Genomic DNA, 21,716 nt, shown 5'->3' with positions numbered 1-21,716 from the left:
TATCAATTAATAACAGACCTATTAGAAAATTCAATTATCTTAGTCCAATTGAAACTCTAAATAATAAGTTTGTTGCACTTATGAATTGAACACAGCATTATCTAAATTCAAATATCAACAATGGTGAGTCTTGGTTGTTTGTTAAAGAAGCTATAAAAGCTGTTAAAGACGGAGGTGAAGTTGATTTTGAAAACCTTACAATTTCCGACCCTGAATTTAAAGACTCTCAATTAGATTGTATTCATAAAAAACTAAAAGATATACCAAACGGTTTATATGCTAAAATGTTAGCCGAATTTAATGATAACACAGGTTCAACACTAACGTTTAAAATTGGTACACCACCGGCTGGGGATTGGGGTATCACTAAAGGTTCAGCTGATTTACCAAATAATTACACTATAACAATCGCTCAGAATGTAGAAAATGGTTCTAATTTAATGAAGACTGTTACTCTAAGCCATGAACTTATTCATGCCTATATGTTTAACTCATTAGAAAAAGCCAACTATTTAATTTTTGATAGTACAGGAGCCCCAAGGTTTAACTCTAATTTATGCAACACTTCGACTAATTATCAAAATATTGATTTAAACACGCTAAATACTGCCGATAGACTTTTTGTTCTTTTATGCGGAATGCAACAAGCAGGAACCTTAATTAACAATGATGAATGGTCTCATATTATATTTAATACTGCAACATTTGATATTGTTACTTACAGACAAGCATTAGAAAATTTTATCTACACTAACCATGATTGGGATAATGAAAGTACTGTTTTTAAAAACAGAGCAATGAATGTTTTTGGAAATAAATGGAAAAGAAAAGTGGCACAAGCAGCTTCGTGGATTGGTTTGGAAAAAACTGCGGGCTATCAAAATTATATTAATTCACATTTAACTAATATTCCTCAATATGGATATATACGTTTCTTCAAAAATGTAGAAGTTTTGGATGCTAAATCTGATTGTTTATGAAAAATTTAAAATTATATATTTTATTAATAATTTTCTCAAACCTTAAAGCCTTTTCTCAAGAAGTAATCATAGAAAAGCAAGATTTATATATACTTTTCAGTAAAAATGATAGAAATAAATTTTTTAAGAATGATTCAGTTGTTATTAGAGAATTTGAAATATATTATGGGAAATTTAACGATGCTAAAAGTATAGAACTTAAAATGGATGTTAATAATGGTTTAGAAAAAATCATTTGGGTTAGAGGTGCTACCAGTTCATCACCTACGATTATTTTTTATTATTGGTCAAATGATGTTAATCGCAATGAAAGGGTTAAGGTTGACCTAAAAAATTTAAAAAATCTATTAGAAGAAGATGAAATTATAAAATATGTAGAGTTCAATAATCTAAAAGAGATTTTGAATAAATTTAATTTATATGCTGTTCAAAAAGAAGGTGAAGAATATTTTGCATGCAAAGTACAATATGGAATTCAGTAAATGATTTAAATTTACTGAGCATACAACATACAGGGTTTCGTTGCTGCTCCAAGCCAAGCAATGAAATCCTGTTTTTAAAACCAGAGCAATGAATGTTTTTGGAAATAAATGGAAAAGAAAAGTTGCTCAAGCAACATCTTGGATTGGTTTAGAACTAACCGCAGGCTATCAAAACTACATTAATTCACATCAATCAAATTTTCCACAGTGGCAATACTTAACCGTATTTAAAAACTTAGAAATTTTGGACGCTAAATCAGATTGCTTATGAAAAATTTAAAATACATTATATTTTTTGTTCTAATATTAAGCACAGAGGCTTTCTCTCAAGAAATAAAAGAACATAAACAGGATTTATACATATTGTTCAGTCATAACGATAGAAATAGTTTTATCAAGAATGATTCAATTGTTTCTAGGCAATATATTTTATACTACGGGAAATTTAATGATGCTAAAAGTGTAGAGCTTAAATTAGATGTTAATAATGGTTTAGAAAAAATCATTTGGGTTAGAGGTTCTACTAGCACATTACCCATTGTAAATTTTTATTATTGGTCTAATGAAATAACTCGTAATGAAAGAGAAAAAGTTGATATAAAAAAATTAAAAAATTTTTTAGAAGAAGATGAAATAAGTATGTCGAATTCGATAATTTAAAACAGATATTAAGTAAGTTTAATATATATGCTGTTCAAAAAGAAGGTGAAGAATATTTTGCTTGCAAAGTGCAATATGCTATATGGTAAATGAATCAATACACCCTGCAACCGCATTCTGCTGGTATGGCGTCTAAAGGCTTAATGGAAATTTAGTTTTATCCTTGTAGCAAAAAGTTTATTCGAAAGAATATGCTTTCTTAGTCAGCAACCTTTGGCATCTGCAAAACGTAAAGTCATCTTATTTCAGTATAAATCATAATTGATTTACAAGTGTAAAATAAATCACAAACACAGCCGCTATAATAAACAACCTTTAAAACCAACTTTATGCAAATGAATTCAAAAATAACTTTATGTCTGCTCTTTTTGAGCTTGGGAGCGTTTGCCTCTTCTCCAAACAATGATCCTAAGAAAACCATTACCGTAGTTATTGATGCAGGTCATGGCGGTCACGATGACGGAATGAAAACCGCAGGTTATTCGGAAAAAGAAATTGTAGCATCTATTGCTCAGAAAATTAAAAACAGCAATTTCAATCAAAATGTAAACATTCATTTGACGCGTACAGATGATAGTTTTATTTCTTTGCAAGACCGTGCAAAGCTAATTAATGACTTAAAACCCGATTTAGTACTTTCGCTTCACGTGAATGGAAACAAAAATGCTGAAGTTTCTGGTGTAGAATTTTATGTTTCGCCAAAAAATGCAAAGTATGAAGATGCCAAAAAAATAGCGGAAGATTTAAATAATAGATTTGTTACCAATCACAATCTGAAATCAAGAGGTGTGAAAGAAGCCAATTTCTTGCTTTTGAGAGACTCTGAATATCCCACAATTACTGTTGAGTTGGGTTTTTTGTCAAATGAAAATGACCGAAAATACCTTACTGATGAAAATCAACAAGAAAAAATAGCAGCAACGATTTTAGAGTTAATTTCAACACTTTAACCTCTTTTTTTTCCAATGAAAAAGGGCTTGTATTTCGATACAAGCCCTTTTTTTATAAATCCCAAAGTAGTTAATCATTGAAATAAAATCCATTGGGGTTTAAACCAACATTAAATTGTTTTTGTAAAACGCCACTGTTGTTGTAAATAAATACTTCACCATCTGAGGCATAATCTTTAGCATCGCCAACGAAAATTTTTCCATCTTCTACTCCAAAGCCATATAAAGTGGTTGCTGTACTTGTAAATAAAGGTGTCGAACTAATCGTTGTTGCTGTAATATCGGCACTAAAAACAGCAGAATTTACGGTAAAGTACAATTTATTCCCATCTATATTCAAGTTTTGAGCACTTACTAATCCGGTCATTGTAATTTCAGAAACTTTTTGATTTGTAGCTAAATTTATTTTAACCAATTTACTATCATCACTATAATTTCCACATAAAACATACATAAAACCGTTTTCTTCTTTTAGTGAATTAGGCGAAATCCCAACGTCAATCGTACTTTCAACAGAGGCTGTAGCTGGGTTAATGACAGTTACTGTGTTCCCGTCGCCGTAACTTCCGTTTGCCACAAACAATTTTCCATTTGCTTTTTCAATTCGTTCCGCAATCGCATTAACTGCAATTGTGCTTTCAACCTGCAACGTATTCAAGTTGATGACCGCTAAAAAGTCGTCTGTTAAATTCGAAAAACTTGCTAAATTCGTCACGTATGCTTTTCCATTTTCAACCACACCGTATCTAGGAATGTTAAATCCTGTTTCTATTTTTCCTATTATTTCAAAAGTATACCGATTGACAACTGTAATTTTATTGGAACCATTCGATATAATAAAAGCGCGATCGCCGTCAAAAAATACAGACTGGACATAACCTCCAATTCCTACGCCCGGATTTACTGCTCCAAAAATATCTTGGCCAATTTGCATCAAATCATTACTTACAAATGAAATCGTTCCTGCAGAACCATTTCCTTCATTGACAATTAAAACTCCGTTATCGTATGCTCCAAGTGGTACTTCTGGTGCTACAATTCCATCAGTGTCGTCGCTGCAGGAAACTAATAAAAGGGAACTGATAAATGCCATTACAAACAATTGAGTAAACTTCATATTCTAAAAATTAAGGGTTAAATTTAAGGTGTAATTTCGACCGGGAAGCGGTCTGTTTTCTACGCTTTCGTAGTTTTTATTCCATGCATTTAGGACTTGAAATCCAATAACATACTTATTTTTTTTATCAAAATCAATACTGCAACCCACATTTGAAACGGCATAATCTTCGATCACTTTTTTTGGATTATTATCCGTTTGGGTAAATACTTTGCCAACAAATACATTGTTCAAAAAGGCTGTAAAGTGGCGGTAAGAATATGCCAATGATGCAGTTGTCTTGTGAAACGGGACAAAAGTAAGTTGCTTTCCCGTAGCTTCGTTTTCGGATTTCGTGTACGAATAATTCGCACGGATATCAAAATGATGCTGTTCGATTTTTTTGTGATAATTTATAGAGCATTCGCTTCCATAAATCAAAACCCTTTCGGTATTATTGGGCTTGAAAATACCGCCATTTTGCGGAAGCCAGCGAATCATATCTTTAATTTTGGAATGAAAAAGAGTAGCAGTTAACGTAAAACTTTTCCATTGAAAAACATTGCCAATTTCACTTTGAAAAGACTTTTCGGGGCCTAAATCGGGATTTCCAGCACCTTGCCAATACAAATCGTTAAAAGTTGGAATTCTAAAATTTTGCGAAACATTGACTTTTAAAGTGTAAAACGTATACGGCTTAAATTGCGTGCCAATGGAGTACAAAAGCGGACTTTTATAATTGTTTGTTACTTCTTTTCTCAAACTCCAATCGTATAAAAATTTTCCATTTACAATGTGTTTAAACTGTATTCCAACACCAGAAATAGAGCGTTTTTCGGGTTCAATATTCGATCCATCTCCCTTATTTTGAGTAAAATCAGCAACAAAATCCGTTTGAATTTTAGAGTTAAATTTATAGTTCAAATTGTATTTTGCCAAAAGCGTTTCTACATTTCCAAACGTGAAAAAATTAGTATCGATACTTTCAAAGTAACGGTATTCTTCACTCAAAAAACCCAATTTGAGGTTTGAAGTAAAATGGCCAGCATAGTTTGTAAAGTCGGCTAAATTTCGGGTGGTAAAATCTTGGTATTTGGTTCGGGTATCTGTAGGATTTATCAATGAAAAATGCCGCTCTCCATCGTAAAACTGGCTGTAAATTTTCAAGATATTTCGAGAGTTAATTTTGTACCCGAAACCCACATTGAAACTCGAATTGATAAATTGTCCGTTTAAATTGGATAAATCAGAATCCAAATAATCGTAATCATTATCCGAACGATTGCGCGAAATACTTCCAAAAAAGCTTAATTTTTCATCCGAATGTTGCAGTTGATAATTGATTCCTACCGTCGAAAAACTCCCGTAGTCCAGTCGCAACCGGTTGGAAAAATTATTTTTAAAACTCAAATCGGTGTTCAAATGAATGCTTCCCCCAATCGCACTGGTGCCGTAAAGCGAACTTCCTCCGCCAGCACGAACATCTATGGAATTAAAATCAGAAGTGGTTATGGTATTGAAATCCGTTTGACCCGTTAACTGCGAATTAATGTTGATTCCGTTCCAGACTACTGCAGTTTGCTGAGCGGTGGTGCCTCGAAACGAAGGCGACGAAACCATCCCCAATCCGTTTTCTTTGAAATAAATTCCCGTCGAAAAGTTCAATAAATTAGTAAGTGATGGCTGATTTTTTCGGATGATGGAATCGGGGAGTTGTTGAACGTTTTGGGATTCCGAATACTGCTGCAGTTTTTTGTCGGCCACTTCAACTTCCTGTAACGGAATCGCAGGACGAGTTTGTGCCAGTGTAAACGGGCAGCATAAAATTCCACACAAAAATAGATACAATCGTAAAGTCATAATTCCTGAATCTTTTTTCCCGAAGATTCGATATTGGTTACAAAAAAAGGCAGGTCTCCTGGCTTGCGTCTTGTTGTGTACCTTCCCATTTTTGATTGAAGATTTGAGGTTTATCGATTTAGGATTTTATTTCCTAATGCTAAAAATTCCCAATTCCTAAATTTCAAACAGTGGTTTTGTAGTGTACAACAAGCTTTATAGCTTACAGTTGCGGGAACAGCTTTGGTTTTGAACCAAATTCCCTTTTAATGTGATTTCAACGTAAAATCACAACCTTAATTCGGGTGCAAAAATAGTTTTTTAATTGAATTATCACCCTTGTTTTATAAAAATTATTGTTCCCGTGTTTTGGAGCGAATGGGAATTATTTCTAAAAAATTGATTATAACTGCTACCTTTGCATCGTATAAATTTATTTTAATGAAACTTTTTACCTTCAAATTCATCTTTCTTTTCGCCCTTATTTTAGTTTTTGGTTGCAAAAAAGAAACAGCTACCGTTTCGAAAGAAATCACTTCAGTTACCAATAAGGTAAAGCATGCAAAAGGATTTTCCATTCACAAATACAATGGATATTCGGTTATAAATGTGGTAAATCCTTGGCCAAACGCAACTAAAAAATACACCTACATTTTAAAGGAAAAAAACGGGATTGTGCCCGACAGTTTGCATCAGTTTACCACAATTGCTGTTCCTGTAAAAAGTATTGTTGTTACTTCTACCACACATATTCCTTCGCTAGAAATGCTAGAAGTGGAAAAAACGCTAGTGGGTTTTCCTAATTTAAATTACATTTCATCCGAAAAAGTTCGTTCATTAATTGAGCAAGGCAAAGTAAAAGAATTAGGGCAAAATCAAGATTTAAATACCGAAGTTATTATTGATTTAAATCCTGATATTTTTATAGGTTACGGCATCGACAATAAGAATCCAACGTTGGATAATTTAGAAAAAAGCGGTATCAAAATAATGTTAAACGGCGATTGGAACGAACAAACGCCGTTGGGAAAAGCAGAATGGATCAAGTTTTTTGGCGTTTTGTACGGAAAAGAAAAACAAGCGGATTCTATTTTTAAATCCATCGAAAAGGAATATGTAAACACCGTACATTTGGCTCGAACGGTAAAGAACAAACCAACCGTTTTGGCTGGAGATATTTTTGAAGGAAACTGGTATTTGCCTAAAGGTTCTAGTTGGGGTTCTCAACTTATAAAAGAGGCTGGAGGTCAATATTTATGGGCAGAAACAAATGGAACGGGTAGTTTGGCTTTGTCTTTTGAAGCGGTTTTTGAAATAGCAAAAGACGCTGATTTTTGGATTACTTCCGGACAATTTGCAACTGTAAAAGAAATGCAAAAAGCAAATCCGCATTACAATCAATTTACTGCTTTTAGAAATAAAAAAGTATATTCTTTTAGCAACAAAAAAGGAAAAACAGGAGGAAATTTGTATTACGAATTGGCTCCAAATCGACCGGATTTGGTTTTAAAAGATTTGGTTTGGATTTTTCATCCTGAACTTTTGCCAAATTATAAACCTTACTTTTTTGAACAGATTCAGTAAAAAGATGTATTCAAAAAGCCATTATATATTATTTACAAGCTTCACTTTTATACTAGTGTGCTTTTTTGTATTGGATTTAATTTCAGGACAAGTTTCAATTCCATTAAAGGAAATTTTCAAAATTTTAACGGGACAAGAAACCTCAAAATCAACTTGGGATTACATCATTTTAAATTTTAGATTACCAAAAGCCATTACAGCAGTTTTGGTTGGAATGGGTTTGTCCATCAGCGGACTTTTAATGCAAACCTTATTCCGAAATCCTTTAGCAGGACCTTACGTTTTGGGATTGAGTTCTGGCTCAAGTTTGGGAGTCGCTTTTGTTATTTTAGGAGCGGGATTTTTGCCCGGATTTTTAAATACAGCTGTTTTATCCAGTTACGGAATTGTCTTCGCCTCGTGTTTGGGAAGTTTTTTCGTCGTTTTGGCCATATTAATTGTCGCACAAAGATTACGAAATACAATGTCGATATTGATTGTTGGATTGATGTTCGGGAGTTTTGCCGGAGCAATTGTCAATGTTTTGAGCTATTTCAGTACCGCCGAACAATTGCAGAAATTTACGTTTTGGTCGATGGGAAATTTAGGAAACTTATCGTGGAATTCGGTTGGAGTTTTAGGAATAACTGTCGGTTTTGGTTTGATTTTGAGTATGTTGAGTATCAAGTCGCTGGACGCTTTATTGCTAGGAGAAAATTATGCCAAAAGTGTGGGTTTGAATTTTAAAAAGGCACGGTTCATAATCATCATCGCGACAAGTATTTTAGCCGGAAGTATCACCGCTTTTGCCGGACCTATTGCTTTTGTTGGCTTGGCGGTACCGCATATTGCAAAACTACTTTTTCAAACAAGTAATCATAAAACATTATTTTTTAGTACGTTACTAATAGGTGGAATTTTGATGTTGCTTTGTGATCTTATTTCGCAAATGCCATTTTTATCAATGCCTTTGCCCATCAATGCCATCACTTCAATAATGGGGGCTCCAGTAGTGATTTGGTTACTGATTGGAAAAAAAAATATTCAATAGTTGACCTATGGAAAATCAAATTATTTTAGAAGCCAATCCCATTTCCATAGGTTATCGGAACAAAAATATTCAGAAAATCGTCGCATCGGATGTGAAAATAATAATGCAAAAAGGAACACTAATCGCATTGATTGGAGTAAATGGAATTGGGAAATCGACTTTGCTAAAAACAATCACTGGGATCCAAAAACCGCTTGACGGAACTGTTTTACTACACCAAAAAAATATTGACAACTATTCGGCAAAAGATTTAGCCCAACAAATGAGTGTGGTGCTAACAGACTCCTTGCCACCTAGTAATTTAACGGTTTTTGAATTAATTGCTTTGGGGAGACAGCCTTACACGAACTGGCTTGGAACTTTGACAACCGAAGATATTGTAAAAGTAAACGAGGCCATTCGCTTGACGCAAATTGAACATTTAGTTCATCTCAAACATTTTGAAATCAGTGACGGACAATTGCAAAAAGTGCTAATCGCAAGGGCTTTGGCACAAGACACTCCGCTAATAATTTTGGACGAACCCACGACTCATTTGGATTTGTTGCATAAATTTTCGTTATTGCAATTGCTCCAAAAACTAGCTAAAGAAACAGATAAATGCATTCTTTTTTCAACGCACGATATTGATTTGGCCATCCAACTTTGCGATGAAATGATTGTGATGACACCCGAAAAAACCATTCAAGCTCAACCTTGTCAATTGATTGAAACTGGAATTTTTAACACGCTCTTTGATCATAAAAATATTGGCTTCGATCGAGAAAAAGGGAAATTTATTTTTGGAAATGCAGTAGATTAAATTTTCGATTTTACCTGCAACTGTCGTTTTGCTTCGCCAATGACAAACGCTACAGCATTGGCCAAATTATAACTTCGGACCAAAGGCGAAATTGGAATTTTCAGATGATTATGGAATTCAGCCAAAAGTTCAGGACTTAAACCCACCGATTCTTTTCCAAAAACCAACCAATCTCCGTCTTGAAATTCGGCATCCAAATACGATTGAGTAGCATGCGAACTGAACAAAAAAACACGCGACACATCCTGAATTTGTTCACGCCATTCGGCAATATTTTGGTACTGATGCCAATCGAGATGAACCCAATAATCCAAACCGGAACGCTTTAGGTTTTTGTCGGTAATTTCAAATCCAAACGGATGAATCAAATGCAATCTGTTCTCGGTGCCCACACATAATCGGCCAATATTTCCGGTATTATTGGGGATTTCCGGTTCCACTAAAACAATATTCAACATCGTATCTTTTTTTAAATTTTAAGAAAGCACTTTTTCCAGTAAATCAGTAATTTCAACAACTTCTCCCGATTTCATTTGGTTCAAATGTACGTTTCCAACACGAACACGAACCAATCGCAAGGTTGGAAAACCAACTGCAGCTGTCATTTTTCGCACTTGCCTAAATTTACCTTCGCTAACAGTGATTGAAGCCCAAGACGTTGGGCCGTGTCGGTCGTCACGTACTTTTTTTGAACGAATTTCAAAATTAGGATTCTCAATTTTTTTTGCTTCGCAGGGTAAGGTCGTGTATTTTTCGCCATCAAAACCAATCTCGACACCTTTTTTGAGCAAATCTATCGCTTCATCGGTAATTATTCCGTCCACTTGGACATAATATTCCTTTAAAACCTTTTTGCTTCTCACGGCTTGACTTACTTTTCCGTCTGTAGTCAATAAAAGCAGTCCCTCAGAGTCTTCATCCAACCGACCAATTGCCATTGTGCCATCTGGAAAATCATGTAAAACACCCAAAAGCTTTTTTTTTCGTTTTTGTTCGTAAACAAATTGACTCAAAAAGCCGTACGGTTTGTAGATCATAAAGTGGCGGTGCAACATATTGTGAATTAATTCGCGCAAAGGTAAAGGGTTTGTAGGATTAAAACAATGTTAATGAATTTGCATTTTTAAATGGTATAGCTGTAACTTCACCAAAAAAGCGCAAAATGTATTTAATTGAAAAACTATGGAAAAGTCCAAAAAAAGTTCAGCAAATGAACAATCCTTAAACGAAGGATTCCGCAGAAAAAATGTTGTGGAAAATAACAATCAGTCCACACCAGGGTTGAAAAAAGAAGTTGAAAAAGATGTTGAAGGACGCACCAATCAAGTGGATCGTGCGAGGTATGTAAACCAAGATTTAGAAAATTCGAAACCAACGCCAAAAGCAGGCACTCCAACAGAATCAATTCATCAAACACCTGAAACAGCAGAACACAAAGATTTTAACTCCAATCCCAATCCAGAAGAATTCCCTAGTAATGAGGATTAAATTTTTCTGGTAATATTTCTTGTTGCTATCAATTGATTTCCTATATAAGTTGAGATAAAGTACTTCAAAATAATAGCTTTTTACTGCCAAAATCTGCCGTAAAAATTATTCTATGGTACTAATGCTTTGAAAGATTTGGAATATGAGAAGACCAAAGTCTAAATAGTTTTAAACTTTACTTATATTCGCATTATGCAATTATCAGTCGTCATTCTCAATTACAACGTGCGATATTTTTTAGAGCATTGCCTTAAAAGTGTCCTGAAGTCTATTCAAGGCCTTGATGCTGAAATTATTGTGGTCGATAATAATTCGCCAGATGATAGTTGCGAAATGGTCAAATCGCTGTTTCCCAACGTAATTCTTATTGAAAACAAGGAAAATTTGGGTTTCCCAAAAGGGAATAACATTGGAGTCCAACGTGCCAAAGGAACATTTGTATGCATTCTAAATCCCGATACCGTCGTGGCCGAAGATAGCTTTATAAAAATTTTGGCTTTCGCCGAGAATAAAGCCAACTTGGGAATTATAGGTTGCAAACTTATAGATGGAACCGGAAATTTTCTGCCTGAATCCAAAAGAGGAATTCCAACTCCTTGGGTTGCTTTTTCAAAAATGGCGGGGTTGTATAAAATTTTCCCAAGAGTAAAAGCTTTTCAAAAATATTATGCCCAACATTTGGATGAAAATACTTCGGGCAAAGTAGATATTTTAGTGGGTGCTTTTATGGTTTTAAAAAAAGAAACATATCAGCAACTCGGTGGCTTTGACGAAAAGTATTTCATGTACGGCGAAGACATTGATTTATCATTTAGTGCTTTAAAATTAGGTTTGCAGAACTACTATTTTGCCGAAACCACCGTTATTCATTATAAAGGAGAAAGTACGGTAAGGGACGAAAAATACCGGCAACGTTTTCAGCAGGGTATGGAAATATTTTACAGCAAACACATGAAAGGTTCTTTGTTTTTCAGTGCTTTTATGAAATTGGGTATGCTGTTTTTTGCCATTTTCAAAATGAAAAATAAAAGCAGACTTTCTGAAGGTCAGCCCATAAAATACGTTCTTTATTCTAACGACGAACAATTAAAAAATAAATTGGAATACAGGTTACATTCGAAAATAGACTGTTTCTATCGTATTTTGGATAAAAAAAGAGGCACCCAAATTTTGGACAACAATACGATTACCGAAATTATTTTGGATGCCAACACTTTCTCTTACAAAGAATGTATAGCAATTTTTGAAAAAAGTAAAAATGCAGGCATACGATTTAAAGTCAAGCCTGAAAAAGCTGATTTTATCATCGGAAGTAACAGCAGCAATGATCGAGGCGAAGTACTTTTGTTTTAAAAATAGCAGTAAAATCCTGTCAAAGTTATTTTTATTAAATAAAAAATGCTGTAGCTTTGTATGCAGTAATACAAGGGATGTAAAAATTACATATTTGATAGTGTAAAATCAAAAATATGATTATTTTTGCATTTTAAATATAAAAATCACCTTTAGGTTAATAATATGGCAAAGTTTGAATTGAAACTTCCTAAAATGGGAGAAAGCGTCGCAGAAGCAACAATTACCAATTGGCTTAAAAAAGTGGGCGACCCTATTGAAGCAGATGAAGCAGTACTTGAAATAGCAACCGACAAGGTCGACTCAGAAGTACCATCAGAAGTTTCCGGAATTCTTTCCGAAATTTTATTTCAAGTAGACGATGTCGTTCAAGTAGGACAAACCATCGCTTACATTGAAGTTTCAGGCGGAGTAGCCGTTGATGTGCCTTCAGCAGAAATTTCAGCAGCTGCACTAACTATTGAAAAAGAAGTCGAAGTTGCAAAAGAAATTTCAGCACCAGCAAACTTTAATGATTCGGAAAAATTCTTTTCGCCTTTGGTTAAAAATATTGCCAAAGAAGAAGGGATTTCGGTGGCTCAACTAGAAGCAATTGCCGGTTCAGGGAAAGAAGGAAGAGTTACAAAGGACGATATTTTAAAATATGTAGCCGATCAAAAAAATACAACAAAAGCTGCACCTGTTCAAGCTGTTGCTCAACCGATTACTCCCGAAGTTTCAGGACAGAACCTACAACCTGCAAAAGCCGCTAAAGCTGTCCCGGTTTCCGTAAACGGTGGAGACGAGATTATCGAAATGGACCGAATGCGAAAATTAATCTCCGGATATATGGTAGCTTCGGTGCAAACTTCGGCCCACGTGCAGTCGTTTATCGAGGTAGATGTAACCAATATCGTAAAATGGAGGGACAAAGTAAAAGTGGCATTTGAAAAACGCGAAGGCGAGAAACTGACTTTCACACCAATTATGATGGAAGCCGTTGCAAAAGCTTTGAAAGATTTTCCGGGTATGAATATTTCTGTAGATGGTGACTATATCATCAAAAAGAAAAACATCAATCTCGGTATGGCAGCCGCATTGCCAAACGGAAATTTAATTGTACCGGTAATCAAAAATGCCGATCAACTCAATTTAGTAGGTATGGCAAAAGCCGTAAACGATTTAGGAAATAGAGCAAAAGCAGGCAAATTAAAACCAGACGATACACAAGGTGGAACGTACACCGTTACTAATGTGGGAACATTTGGAAGCGTTTTTGGAACTCCAATTATCAACCAGCCACAGGTGGGAATTCTTGCACTTGGAGCCATCCGAAAAGTACCAGCGGTTATTGAAACACCGGAGGGCGACTTTATCGGAATCCGTCAAAAAATGTTCTTGTCGCACTCCTATGACCACCGCGTTGTCGATGGTGCCTTAGGTGGTAGTTTTGTAAAACGTGTAGCCGAATATTTGGAAGCGTTTGACCCAAACAGAGATTACTAATTTTTGTCAACCTGTCCCGATCTCGAAACTTTGAGACGGGATTGTTTCAGAATCAAAAAAATACAAAACCCAATGCTGTAAAGTGTTGGGTTTTTTTGTTAATTTTGACTTAATATATCCATTTCATGAAATTTTTATATCCATTAACCTGTATCGTGTTTCTCACTATTTCTTGTAAAGAGGCAATTAAAAATGAAAAAAAGTTTGTTGCTAAGCAAAGCTTTGAAGAAATTCAATTTGTAGAACCAAAGGTTAGTAATAGTTTGGTTGTAAACAGCAAAGAAGATTTGCTAGGGTATTGGGTTGGCGATTTTAATGCCAATTTATCGGATGAAGAAATGGATACAATTTATGGAGATGAAAAAAACTCAAATTTAATTACGAGAAAAATTACATTTTCGATAGATGAGATTAAAGGAGATTCCATTATTGGTCATTCAATTTCTGCCGGATATATTAGTCCGTTTAAAGGTGTATTGTTCACAAATACATCTGGTTTTACAATAAAAGTTGATGAGTACAAAAAAGCAAAAACAGATGGAAGTTTTTCAATCCAAATAAAAAAGACCGATTCTGTGATGAAAGGAAATTGGGAAGCATACCGACATTCTGAATTAAAGATTTACAAGCGAAATTTTGATTTAAAAAAGAAACTTTTTGCTTACAATAAAGAACAAGAATTAGATATAACCTTCTTTGACACTGATTGGTCAAAAGAACATATTTATGCAATAGATACAATTGAGGGAAAGGTTGAAGAGTATATTGATAACGAATATTATGCAACTACAGAAAAGCTCTTCGAAAAAAATGCTTCAAACGAAGAACTGACTTCAGATTTCGTTTCTAACTTATCAAAAGCCGATATATTTATACTTAGAAATTCTATTTTTGCTCGTCACGGATTCGCTTTTCGAGATAAGCAATTACGCATGTATTTTGAACTATTTGATTGGTATATGCCTGTTTTTGGTGATGTAAAAGATGAATTGACCGAAATCGAAAAGAAAAACATCGATTTGCTCCTTCGTTATGAGCAAAATGCGGAAGAATACTACGATACTTTTGGAAGATAATGTGGGTTAAATATTCAAAATATCTTTTGTGGATTGGATATTTTTATTTTTCATATCTGCTTTTATTGATCACACTTCAATATATTCCTTATCATACAGATGTTGCTTTTTTACGGATTAAACAAGAAGTAGTTGTTCTGAATCATTACAAAATTGCTTTTTTTTCGCATGTGTACACGAGTATTTTTTTGATGATTTTTGGGGCATTACAGTTTTCAAATTACCTTCAAAAAAAGCACAAAAAATGGCACCGAATTTCGGGAATATTTTATGTAGGAATCTTGTTGTTGCTTTCTGGACCAAGTGGTTTGGTAATGTCGTATTACGCAAATGGTGGTTTTTTAGCGCAAGTTTCTTTTTTATTATTGTCTACTTTTTGGATGCTCTTTACATTTCTATCTTTGTTTTTTATCTTGAAAAAACAATTGATTAAGCATCAAAAATTTGCTATTCGAAGCTTTGCATTGACATTGTCTGCAATTTCACTTCGCTTGTTCAAATATCTGTTGGTTTTCTTTTTCGAACCTTTGCCAATGGATGCATACAGAATTGCTGCTTGGGCAGGCTGGACCTTTAATTTGTTGGTTGCCGAATTAATTATTTACTATAAGTTTTCAAGAATTAGTAAATAAAAAAATCTTAAATTATCTTTGTAAGATATAAAAATCTAAATGGAATTAAAATTAACCAAGCCTATCTGCTTTTTTGACCTTGAAACTACTGGAATTAATGTCACCAACGACCGAATTGTAGAAATCGCCATCTTCAAAGTATACCCAAACGGAAATAAAGAAAGCAAAACGTGGCTCGTAAATCCCACCATTCCCATTCCAGCAGAAACGACAGCTGTTCACGGAATTACGGACGAAAAAGTGGCTAATGAACCTACTTTTGCTCAACTCGCTTCTACAGTTTATAATATGATTAAGGATTCTGATTTGGCTGGCTTTAACTCGGACCGATTTGACATTCCGTTGTTGGCCGAAGAATTATTGAGAGCCGGAGTTGACTTTGATATGAAAAACAGAGTAGCCGTTGATATTCAAACTATTTTTCACAAAAAAGAAGAACGAACGTTGAGTGCTGCCTATAAATTTTACTGTGGCGAAACCCTCGAAAATGCGCATTCTGCCGAGGCTGATACGATGGCAACTTATGAAATCTTGAAATCACAGTTGGAACGCTACGAAGATTTACCTCGCGAAATGAAATCCCTTTCAGAATACACCACCCGTAAAAAAACAGCTGACTTTGCAGGATTTATAGTAATTGATAAAGACGGTGAAGAAGCTTTTAGTTTCGGAAAACACAAAGGAAAGAAGGTCAACGATGTTTTAGATGCTGAGCCAGGCTATTTCAGTTGGCTGCAAAATGCCGATTTTCCGCTGTATACGAAGAAAGTGTTGACAGCAATTAAATTGAGAAAATTAAACACGAAGTAAAATAAGTATTCAGTGTTCAAAAATCTAGTATTCAGTTGGGGCACTCAATACTGAACACTAGATTTCTGAGTACTGAATATTTTTTAAGAACTGGTCACTATGAAAATAATCTGCATTGGTAGAAACTATACCAAACATATCGAAGAGCTACAAAACGAACGACCATCAGAACCAGTTATTTTTTTGAAACCCGACACTGCGGTTTTGCCCAAAAATATGCCGTTTTTTATTCCTGATTTCTCGGATGATATTCACCACGAAGTAGAAATTTTGGTCAGAATCAATCGGGTAGGGAAGCACATCGAACCGCAATTTGCACATAAATATTACGACGAAATCGGTTTAGGAATTGATTTTACAGCAAGAGATGTACAAGCTAAACTCAAAGAAAAAGGGTTGCCGTGGGAAAAAGCCAAAGGATTTGACGGTTCGGCCGTAATTGGAAATTTTATCTCTAAAAGCGAGTTTGAATCGCTTCAATCAATTCATTTTGAGTTGACTAATAATGGAACCTCTGTTCAAACAGGTTGTACGTCCAATATGTTGTGGCAAATCGATGAATTGATCAGTTACGTTTCACAATATTTTACCTTGAAAATTGGCGACATTATTTTTACAGGAACTCCAGAAGGCGTTGCAAAAGTAAATATTAACGATGTTTTGGAGGGTTTTATAGAAGGAAAACAAATGTTTAGAATACAAATCAAATAAATGGCATTACATTACAACCTGGCAAAAGTGCATGCAATTTCAGAAAATGATACCGACTTTGTCATAGAAATTTTGAAGTTATTTGTCCGCGAAGTCCCAAAAGATTTGCTGCAATTAAAAGAGGCCATCAATGGGAAAAATTATACGAACGCTTATAGTTTTGCACATAAAATAAAACCGTCCTTGGATTTATTAGGCATGACAATTGCTTCGGAAGAAAATTTTTGTGTGGAAAATTGGACCCGTGAAAAAGGTCGGCGAAAAGAAATTATCGATACGTTCAAAAGCTTGGAAGACCACGTCCTAAAAGCGGTTAAGGAAATTAAGAAGGATTTTAATTTGTAATAATTCAAACGTATGAAAGCAGCAATAGTTACCATTGGCGACGAAATTTTGATTGGTCAAATTGTAGATACCAATTCTGGTTTTATAGCCAAAACATTAGATAAAATTGGTATTGAAATCACAGAGATGCTTTCGATTTCAGACCATAAAACGCATATATTAGAAACCTTCGCAAGTTTACAAAACAAGGTCGATTTGGTTTTGATTACCGGTGGTTTGGGCCCAACAAAAGACGATATTACTAAGAAAACATTTTGCGATTATTTTGAAGATGAGCTCATTGTTAATCAAGAAATTTTGGAGCATGTAACGCAATTAATTGAAGGGTTTTACAAACGTCCCATCAATCAAATGAATAAAGATCAAGCGCTCGTTCCCTCCAAATGCATTATTCTAAAGAATCCCAACGGAACGGCTCCAGGTATGTGGATGCAAAAAGAACATACGGTCTTTATTTCACTCCCCGGAGTTCCGTACGAAATGAAAGATATTTTGGAAAACGAAATTGTACCCAAAATAGTTCGAGAATATAACCGCCCGTTTATAATTCATCAAACGGTGTTGACTTACGGTCAGGGAGAAAGTATGGTGGCCGAACGCATTGAAGATTGGGAAAATAACCTTCCTGATTTTATAAAACTCGCCTATTTGCCCAGTCCAGGGCGTGTACGATTGCGACTTTCCGCACGTGGAAATAGCGAAGAAGTCCTGAAAAATGCCCTTTCCGATCAAATCAAACAACTTACGGAACTGATTGGCGATATCATCGTGGGCTACGATGATAACGATACCATTGAAGTGGTTTTAGGTCGAGTATTAACACAAAACAAGCTAACTCTGGCAACTGCCGAGAGTTGTACCGGAGGTAAAATTGCGCAAAGAATCACATCTGTAGCCGGTGCCTCGGCCTACTTTAAAGGAAGTATCGTCTGTTATTCCGAAGAAGTGAAAACAGCGATTCTTAAAGTTTCGAAGCAAACAATTGCTGATTACTCTGTTGTAAGCGAGCAAGTTGCAAAAGAAATGGCGCTAAATGTTCAGCAACTAATGAATGTTGATTATGCCATTGCGGTAACAGGAAATGCCGGTCCAACCAAAGATGCTACGGATGAAGAAGTTGGAACCGTTTTTATAGCATTAGCTTCTCCCGAAATGGTATTTGTGGAAAAGTTTAATTTTGGTCAACCTCGTGAAAAAGTGATAGATAGAGCGGTAAATAAAAGTTTTGAAATTTTACAGAAAGAAATTTTAAAAAATGTACAATAATAATTTTGTATAAAGGTTTTATTTTCTTTTCTTTGCACCCTGATTTTGAATAACGATAAAAGATAAGCATAATGTCAAGAGTTTGTGACCTTACAGGTAAAAGAGCGATGGTAGGAAATAACGTTTCCCACGCGATGAACAAAACTAAGAGAAAGTTTTCTGTAAACTTAGTTAAGAAGCGTTTTTATCTTCCAGAAGAAGATAGATGGATTACTCTTAGAGTAGCTGCATCTACAATAAAAACAATCAACAAAAATGGAATTGACGCTGTGTTAAAAACAGCTAAAGCAAACGGATTTATTAAATAAATCTTCCTCAATAAATATATAGCAAGATGGCAAAGAAAGGCAATAGAATCCAAGTAATTTTAGAATGTACAGAGCACAAAACTTCAGGTGTTCCGGGTACTTCTAGATACATTACAACAAAGAACAAAAAAAATACTCCAGACCGTTTAGAGATTAAAAAATTTAATCCAATCTTGAAAAGAGTAACAATCCACAAAGAAATTAAGTAATAACTTAGTGATTTTGATAGAATCTAAAATGCTTTGCATCACTCGATTTTTCAAATTCCAAAACATTTAGAATCATGGCAAAGAAAACCGTAGCATCCTTACAGACATCTTCAAAGAGATTATCAAAAGCCATCAAAATGGTAAAATCTCCAAAAACAGGCGCTTATACATTCGTAGAATCGATTATGGCACCAGAACTTGTGGACGAATTCTTGAAAAAGAAATAATTCAAAATACAACCTTATAGAAAAGCTACTTTCCACCCGAAAGTAGCTTTTTTATTTTTATATTTGTCGTTAAATTTTTAGAAGCACCACTTCAGGTACTGTTTTATCGAAGTTCCCGCTATCCGTTCCTCCCGATGAAAAATCGGGACCACTTCTATCGGGGCTAGGAAACAATCTTTAGGCCTTCTTTAAACTTTTTTGAATATTTAAGCATTGCGCAACCGGCACATAGAACTATCAACATACAATTATTATGAGTTTCTTTAAAAGAATATTTTCTTCCGAAAAAAAAGAATCAGGATTGAACGAACAAGCCAAACAAACGCTTGACAAAGGATTGGAAAAAACCAAAACTTCCTTTTTTTCTAAATTAACCAAAGCTGTTGCCGGAAAATCAAAAGTCGATGAGGATGTTTTAGACAACCTCGAAGAAATTCTTGTAGCCTCGGATGTCGGAGTCGATACGACACTCAAAATCATCAAACGAATCGAAAGACGGGTTGCCGAAGACAAGTATTTGGGTACGGACGAACTCAATCAAATTCTGCGTGACGAAATTGCAGGTTTATTGTCAGAAACCAACAATACAAATACGTCTGAATTTGAAATTCCTGCAAATAAAAAACCCTATGTTTTGATGGTTGTAGGAGTCAATGGAGTTGGAAAAACAACAACTATCGGGAAACTGGCCTATCAATTCAATAAAGCGGGTTTTAAAGTAGTTCTTGGTGCGGGAGATACTTTTAGAGCTGCAGCAATCGATCAATTGCAAATTTGGGCAGACAGAGTAGGTGTTTCTATCGTGAAACAAGCAATGGGAAGCGATCCTGCTTCTGTAGCATTTGACACATTAAAATCAGCCGTTTCCCAAGATGCCGATGTTGTAATTATTGATACTGCGGGAAGATTGCACAATAAAGTAAATCTGATGAACGAACTTACTAAAGTTAAACGCGTGATGCAAAAGGTGATTGAAGATGCACCACACGACGTTCTTTTGGTTTTAGACGGTTCTACTGGACAAAACGCTTTTGAGCAAGCCAAACAATTTACTGCCGCAACTGAGGTTACCTGTTTGGCCGTTACAAAATTGGACGGAACCGCAAAAGGTGGAGTTGTAATCGGTATATCTGATCAGTTTCAAATTCCTGTAAAATACATTGGTGTAGGCGAAGGTATCGAAGACCTTCAAGTGTTTAATAAAATTGAATTTGTGGATAGTTTTTTTAAGTAAAAATTTCAATTCATTAATGCATTTATCTTTTGCCACAATACATTATCGAATTCTGAGAATGCCGCAACCGATTCGTTTGCGGCATTTCCCATTCGAATTACTACAGTTTTTTTCGAAGGAACGACGTAAATTTTTTGATCATTTTTGCCTAAGGCCATAAACATGTCATCTGGGGCAGACGGATTCATGCTTCCTTGAAATTCAAATTGCGTTTGTGGTAATCGAAAACTGGATTCACCATTGATCCACCATAAATAACCGTAACTTTTATTGATGTCTTGTGAAGTAGTAACCGCTTTTTGTATAAAATTTGCATTTATAATTACTTCGTTTTCCCACTTTCCATTATTTAAAATGAGATAGCCAAATCGCGCCATACTTCTCGTTGTGCTTCGGTACACACGGTTATTTTCTAAGGTAAACCAGCTACCGTCCATTCCAATTTTGGATTTTAATTTCGCCGTAAAATAATCCTCAAACGCTACATTGGTTGCTTCCGAAATCACATCTTGTAATTTTACATACACATTGTGATAAGCCCATCGCGTTCCGGCATCTGCTTTATAAGTAAGACATTCCGGTGTTACACAATCAGCATTTGCTGCATCCTCAATCCCAGAAGTCATCGTTAATAAATGCCGATTGGTAATCAAATTTTCTTTTGCCAAAGGCATACTCGTCCAGCCCGTGCCTAAATGGGTCGAAACTTTATCTTCGATATTTAAAAAACCTTCTTGTGCTGCAATTCCAGTAACTGCTGCAGTAAGCGTTTTTCCGGCACTAGCCCAATACCAATTGGTAGCGGCAGAATGGTTGTTAAAATATTCTTCAACCACGATTTTTCCGTCCACGAGAATGATGAAACCTTTTGTGTTTTTAAGTTCTAAATAATCCAGTAAATCAGGTAAAGCCGAAGCATTCCAGTTTAAAGATTCAAGGGATTTAGTTTCCCATTCCGTACTAGATATTGGTGGGAAGTAGGTGTTGCTTTGCGAATTTTGCGGATCTTCAGAACACGAACTTGGAAGGATAAGTAAAAGTAAAAGAGCGGTGATAAATAGAATTGTCTTCATAAAATAACATTTATTTATAGACTATAAAAATAAGGAATAGTTTAATGCTTTGTTTTTTTAAATTAGATTTAAGTAG

26 protein-coding genes and 1 riboswitch are annotated in these 21,716 nt (G+C 35.0%); of the genes, 21 read left to right on the top strand and 5 right to left on the bottom strand.

From position 1 onward, the window contains the following. Window positions 1-134: 134 nt before the first annotated feature. From ACIQ2X_RS01280 to ACIQ2X_RS01260, 5 genes are all read left to right on the top strand, one after another. On the top strand, window positions 135-980 hold the full coding sequence (locus ACIQ2X_RS01280; RefSeq protein WP_396177061.1) for a hypothetical protein: 846 nt from the start codon (window positions 135-137) through the stop codon (window positions 978-980). Beyond that, window positions 977-1,462 carry a hypothetical protein gene (locus ACIQ2X_RS01275; RefSeq protein ID WP_396177060.1) on the top strand — a complete coding sequence of 162 codons (486 nt, stop codon included), beginning with the start codon at window positions 977-979 and terminating at the stop codon, window positions 1,460-1,462. The genes ACIQ2X_RS01280 and ACIQ2X_RS01275 overlap by 4 nt, the downstream gene beginning before the upstream one ends. A gap of 88 nt (window positions 1,463-1,550) precedes the next feature. Further along, a complete protein-coding gene (locus ACIQ2X_RS01270) occupies window positions 1,551-1,733 on the top strand; it encodes a hypothetical protein (RefSeq protein WP_396177059.1) in 183 nt (60 codons plus the stop codon). Continuing rightward, window positions 1,730-2,122 carry a hypothetical protein gene (locus ACIQ2X_RS01265; RefSeq protein ID WP_396177058.1) on the top strand — a complete coding sequence of 131 codons (393 nt, stop codon included), beginning with the start codon at window positions 1,730-1,732 and terminating at the stop codon, window positions 2,120-2,122. The genes ACIQ2X_RS01270 and ACIQ2X_RS01265 overlap by 4 nt, the downstream gene beginning before the upstream one ends. A gap of 335 nt (window positions 2,123-2,457) precedes the next feature. Continuing rightward, window positions 2,458-3,072 (top strand): N-acetylmuramoyl-L-alanine amidase, encoded by a 615-nt coding sequence (locus tag ACIQ2X_RS01260; protein ID WP_396177057.1) that lies wholly within the window; start codon window positions 2,458-2,460, stop codon window positions 3,070-3,072. Window positions 3,073-3,142: 70 nt separating this feature from the next. Here the strand turns inward: ACIQ2X_RS01260 and ACIQ2X_RS01255 are convergent, their stop codons facing one another. Further along, entirely contained in the window at window positions 3,143-4,189 is a 1,047-nt protein-coding gene (locus ACIQ2X_RS01255) for a YncE family protein (protein WP_396177056.1), read from the bottom strand. A 3-nt stretch (window positions 4,190-4,192) separates the two neighbouring features. Beyond that, window positions 4,193-6,028 (bottom strand): TonB-dependent receptor plug domain-containing protein, encoded by a 1,836-nt coding sequence (locus ACIQ2X_RS01250; protein WP_396177055.1) that lies wholly within the window; start codon window positions 6,026-6,028, stop codon window positions 4,193-4,195. A gap of 30 nt (window positions 6,029-6,058) precedes the next feature. Beyond that, window positions 6,059-6,321, bottom strand: a riboswitch (cobalamin riboswitch). A gap of 127 nt (window positions 6,322-6,448) precedes the next feature. On the opposite strand from ACIQ2X_RS01250, the gene ACIQ2X_RS01245 reads away from it, so the two are divergent. The 3 genes from ACIQ2X_RS01245 to ACIQ2X_RS01235 are packed head-to-tail and all read left to right on the top strand — an operon-like array spanning window position 6,449 to window position 9,423. Further along, complete coding sequence (locus ACIQ2X_RS01245) at window positions 6,449-7,591, top strand: ABC transporter substrate-binding protein (RefSeq protein ID WP_396177054.1); 1,143 nt, start codon at window positions 6,449-6,451, stop codon at window positions 7,589-7,591. A 4-nt stretch (window positions 7,592-7,595) separates the two neighbouring features. Beyond that, window positions 7,596-8,621, top strand: coding sequence for an iron chelate uptake ABC transporter family permease subunit (locus ACIQ2X_RS01240; RefSeq protein WP_396177053.1), 1,026 nt, complete (start codon window positions 7,596-7,598; stop codon window positions 8,619-8,621). Window positions 8,622-8,628: 7 nt separating this feature from the next. Continuing rightward, on the top strand, window positions 8,629-9,423 hold the full coding sequence (locus tag ACIQ2X_RS01235; protein WP_396177052.1) for an ABC transporter ATP-binding protein: 795 nt from the start codon (window positions 8,629-8,631) through the stop codon (window positions 9,421-9,423). Here the strand turns inward: ACIQ2X_RS01235 and ACIQ2X_RS01230 are convergent. Further along, on the bottom strand, window positions 9,420-9,881 hold the full coding sequence (locus ACIQ2X_RS01230) for a tRNA (cytidine(34)-2'-O)-methyltransferase (RefSeq protein ID WP_396177051.1): 462 nt from the start codon (window positions 9,879-9,881) through the stop codon (window positions 9,420-9,422). The genes ACIQ2X_RS01235 and ACIQ2X_RS01230 overlap by 4 nt on opposite strands. An 18-nt stretch (window positions 9,882-9,899) precedes the next feature. Beyond that, window positions 9,900-10,475, bottom strand: a complete 576-nt coding sequence (locus ACIQ2X_RS01225) for a pseudouridine synthase (protein ID WP_396177063.1) — start codon at window positions 10,473-10,475, stop codon at window positions 9,900-9,902. Window positions 10,476-10,605: 130 nt separating this feature from the next. Between ACIQ2X_RS01225 and ACIQ2X_RS01220 the strand changes: the two genes are divergently transcribed. The 13 genes from ACIQ2X_RS01220 to ftsY all read left to right on the top strand — a co-directional run bounded on the left by ACIQ2X_RS01220 (window position 10,606) and on the right by ftsY (window position 20,567). Beyond that, window positions 10,606-10,911, top strand: coding sequence for a hypothetical protein (locus ACIQ2X_RS01220; protein WP_396177050.1), 306 nt, complete (start codon window positions 10,606-10,608; stop codon window positions 10,909-10,911). Window positions 10,912-11,103: 192 nt separating this feature from the next. Further along, on the top strand, window positions 11,104-12,264 hold the full coding sequence (locus ACIQ2X_RS01215) for a glycosyltransferase family 2 protein (RefSeq protein WP_396177049.1): 1,161 nt from the start codon (window positions 11,104-11,106) through the stop codon (window positions 12,262-12,264). A 165-nt stretch (window positions 12,265-12,429) separates the two neighbouring features. After that, window positions 12,430-13,749, top strand: a complete 1,320-nt coding sequence (locus tag ACIQ2X_RS01210; RefSeq protein ID WP_396177048.1) for a dihydrolipoamide acetyltransferase family protein — start codon at window positions 12,430-12,432, stop codon at window positions 13,747-13,749. A 125-nt stretch (window positions 13,750-13,874) separates the two neighbouring features. Next, on the top strand, window positions 13,875-14,825 hold the full coding sequence (locus ACIQ2X_RS01205; protein WP_396177047.1) for a YARHG domain-containing protein: 951 nt from the start codon (window positions 13,875-13,877) through the stop codon (window positions 14,823-14,825). 65 nt (window positions 14,826-14,890) lie between these two features. After that, window positions 14,891-15,457 (top strand): DUF2306 domain-containing protein, encoded by a 567-nt coding sequence (locus ACIQ2X_RS01200; RefSeq protein ID WP_396177046.1) that lies wholly within the window; start codon window positions 14,891-14,893, stop codon window positions 15,455-15,457. A 39-nt stretch (window positions 15,458-15,496) separates the two neighbouring features. Further along, window positions 15,497-16,267, top strand: a complete 771-nt coding sequence (locus ACIQ2X_RS01195) for an exonuclease domain-containing protein (RefSeq protein ID WP_396177045.1) — start codon at window positions 15,497-15,499, stop codon at window positions 16,265-16,267. 99 nt (window positions 16,268-16,366) lie between these two features. Further along, on the top strand, window positions 16,367-16,978 hold the full coding sequence (locus tag ACIQ2X_RS01190) for a fumarylacetoacetate hydrolase family protein (protein ID WP_396177044.1): 612 nt from the start codon (window positions 16,367-16,369) through the stop codon (window positions 16,976-16,978). Continuing rightward, entirely contained in the window at window positions 16,979-17,323 is a 345-nt protein-coding gene (locus ACIQ2X_RS01185) for an Hpt domain-containing protein (protein WP_396177043.1), read from the top strand. Window positions 17,324-17,335: 12 nt separating this feature from the next. Then, on the top strand, window positions 17,336-18,589 hold the full coding sequence (locus ACIQ2X_RS01180; protein ID WP_396177042.1) for a competence/damage-inducible protein A: 1,254 nt from the start codon (window positions 17,336-17,338) through the stop codon (window positions 18,587-18,589). A gap of 71 nt (window positions 18,590-18,660) precedes the next feature. Continuing rightward, window positions 18,661-18,897: a 50S ribosomal protein L28 gene (rpmB, locus tag ACIQ2X_RS01175; protein ID WP_396177041.1), complete on the top strand. Its 237-nt coding sequence runs from the start codon at window positions 18,661-18,663 to the stop codon at window positions 18,895-18,897. Between the two features lie 26 nt (window positions 18,898-18,923). Beyond that, entirely contained in the window at window positions 18,924-19,106 is a 183-nt protein-coding gene (gene rpmG / locus ACIQ2X_RS01170; protein WP_396177040.1) for a 50S ribosomal protein L33, read from the top strand. A gap of 74 nt (window positions 19,107-19,180) precedes the next feature. Continuing rightward, complete coding sequence (locus tag ACIQ2X_RS01165) at window positions 19,181-19,333, top strand: DUF4295 domain-containing protein (protein WP_091090435.1); 153 nt, start codon at window positions 19,181-19,183, stop codon at window positions 19,331-19,333. 253 nt (window positions 19,334-19,586) lie between these two features. Continuing rightward, a complete protein-coding gene (gene ftsY, locus ACIQ2X_RS01160; protein WP_396177039.1) occupies window positions 19,587-20,567 on the top strand; it encodes a signal recognition particle-docking protein FtsY in 981 nt (326 codons plus the stop codon). Between the two features lie 5 nt (window positions 20,568-20,572). Here ftsY and ACIQ2X_RS01155 read toward each other — a convergent pair whose 3' ends face one another. Beyond that, window positions 20,573-21,640: a serine hydrolase domain-containing protein gene (locus ACIQ2X_RS01155; protein WP_396177038.1), complete on the bottom strand. Its 1,068-nt coding sequence runs from the start codon at window positions 21,638-21,640 to the stop codon at window positions 20,573-20,575. Window positions 21,641-21,716: the final 76 nt, after the last annotated feature.

Source organism: Flavobacterium sp., assembly GCF_044368625.1.
In the GTDB taxonomy this organism is placed as follows: Bacteria; Bacteroidota; Bacteroidia; order Flavobacteriales; family Flavobacteriaceae; genus Flavobacterium.
This window is presented reverse-complemented; position numbering and strand designations above follow the sequence as displayed.

Coding starts and splice junctions, on each gene's coding strand:
- ACIQ2X_RS01235 (WP_396177052.1), top strand. CDS start 8,629: ATGGAAAATCAAATTATTTTAGAAGCCAATCCCATTTCCATAGGTTAT.
- ACIQ2X_RS01220 (WP_396177050.1), top strand. CDS start 10,606: ATGGAAAAGTCCAAAAAAAGTTCAGCAAATGAACAATCCTTAAACGAA.
- ACIQ2X_RS01180 (WP_396177042.1), top strand. CDS start 17,336: ATGAAAGCAGCAATAGTTACCATTGGCGACGAAATTTTGATTGGTCAA.
- ACIQ2X_RS01215 (WP_396177049.1), top strand. CDS start 11,104: ATGCAATTATCAGTCGTCATTCTCAATTACAACGTGCGATATTTTTTA.
- rpmG (WP_396177040.1), top strand. CDS start 18,924: ATGGCAAAGAAAGGCAATAGAATCCAAGTAATTTTAGAATGTACAGAG.
- ACIQ2X_RS01205 (WP_396177047.1), top strand. CDS start 13,875: ATGAAATTTTTATATCCATTAACCTGTATCGTGTTTCTCACTATTTCT.
- ACIQ2X_RS01245 (WP_396177054.1), top strand. CDS start 6,449: ATGAAACTTTTTACCTTCAAATTCATCTTTCTTTTCGCCCTTATTTTA.
- ACIQ2X_RS01155 (WP_396177038.1), bottom strand. CDS start 21,640: ATGAAGACAATTCTATTTATCACCGCTCTTTTACTTTTACTTATCCTT.
- ACIQ2X_RS01185 (WP_396177043.1), top strand. CDS start 16,979: ATGGCATTACATTACAACCTGGCAAAAGTGCATGCAATTTCAGAAAAT.
- ACIQ2X_RS01210 (WP_396177048.1), top strand. CDS start 12,430: ATGGCAAAGTTTGAATTGAAACTTCCTAAAATGGGAGAAAGCGTCGCA.
- ACIQ2X_RS01230 (WP_396177051.1), bottom strand. CDS start 9,881: ATGTTGAATATTGTTTTAGTGGAACCGGAAATCCCCAATAATACCGGA.
- ACIQ2X_RS01190 (WP_396177044.1), top strand. CDS start 16,367: ATGAAAATAATCTGCATTGGTAGAAACTATACCAAACATATCGAAGAG.
- ACIQ2X_RS01260 (WP_396177057.1), top strand. CDS start 2,458: ATGAATTCAAAAATAACTTTATGTCTGCTCTTTTTGAGCTTGGGAGCG.
- ACIQ2X_RS01240 (WP_396177053.1), top strand. CDS start 7,596: ATGTATTCAAAAAGCCATTATATATTATTTACAAGCTTCACTTTTATA.
- ACIQ2X_RS01265 (WP_396177058.1), top strand. CDS start 1,730: ATGAAAAATTTAAAATACATTATATTTTTTGTTCTAATATTAAGCACA.
- ACIQ2X_RS01255 (WP_396177056.1), bottom strand. CDS start 4,189: ATGAAGTTTACTCAATTGTTTGTAATGGCATTTATCAGTTCCCTTTTA.
- ACIQ2X_RS01275 (WP_396177060.1), top strand. CDS start 977: ATGAAAAATTTAAAATTATATATTTTATTAATAATTTTCTCAAACCTT.
- ACIQ2X_RS01270 (WP_396177059.1), top strand. CDS start 1,551: ATGAATGTTTTTGGAAATAAATGGAAAAGAAAAGTTGCTCAAGCAACA.
- ACIQ2X_RS01195 (WP_396177045.1), top strand. CDS start 15,497: ATGGAATTAAAATTAACCAAGCCTATCTGCTTTTTTGACCTTGAAACT.
- ftsY (WP_396177039.1), top strand. CDS start 19,587: ATGAGTTTCTTTAAAAGAATATTTTCTTCCGAAAAAAAAGAATCAGGA.
- rpmB (WP_396177041.1), top strand. CDS start 18,661: ATGTCAAGAGTTTGTGACCTTACAGGTAAAAGAGCGATGGTAGGAAAT.
- ACIQ2X_RS01250 (WP_396177055.1), bottom strand. CDS start 6,028: ATGACTTTACGATTGTATCTATTTTTGTGTGGAATTTTATGCTGCCCG.
- ACIQ2X_RS01165 (WP_091090435.1), top strand. CDS start 19,181: ATGGCAAAGAAAACCGTAGCATCCTTACAGACATCTTCAAAGAGATTA.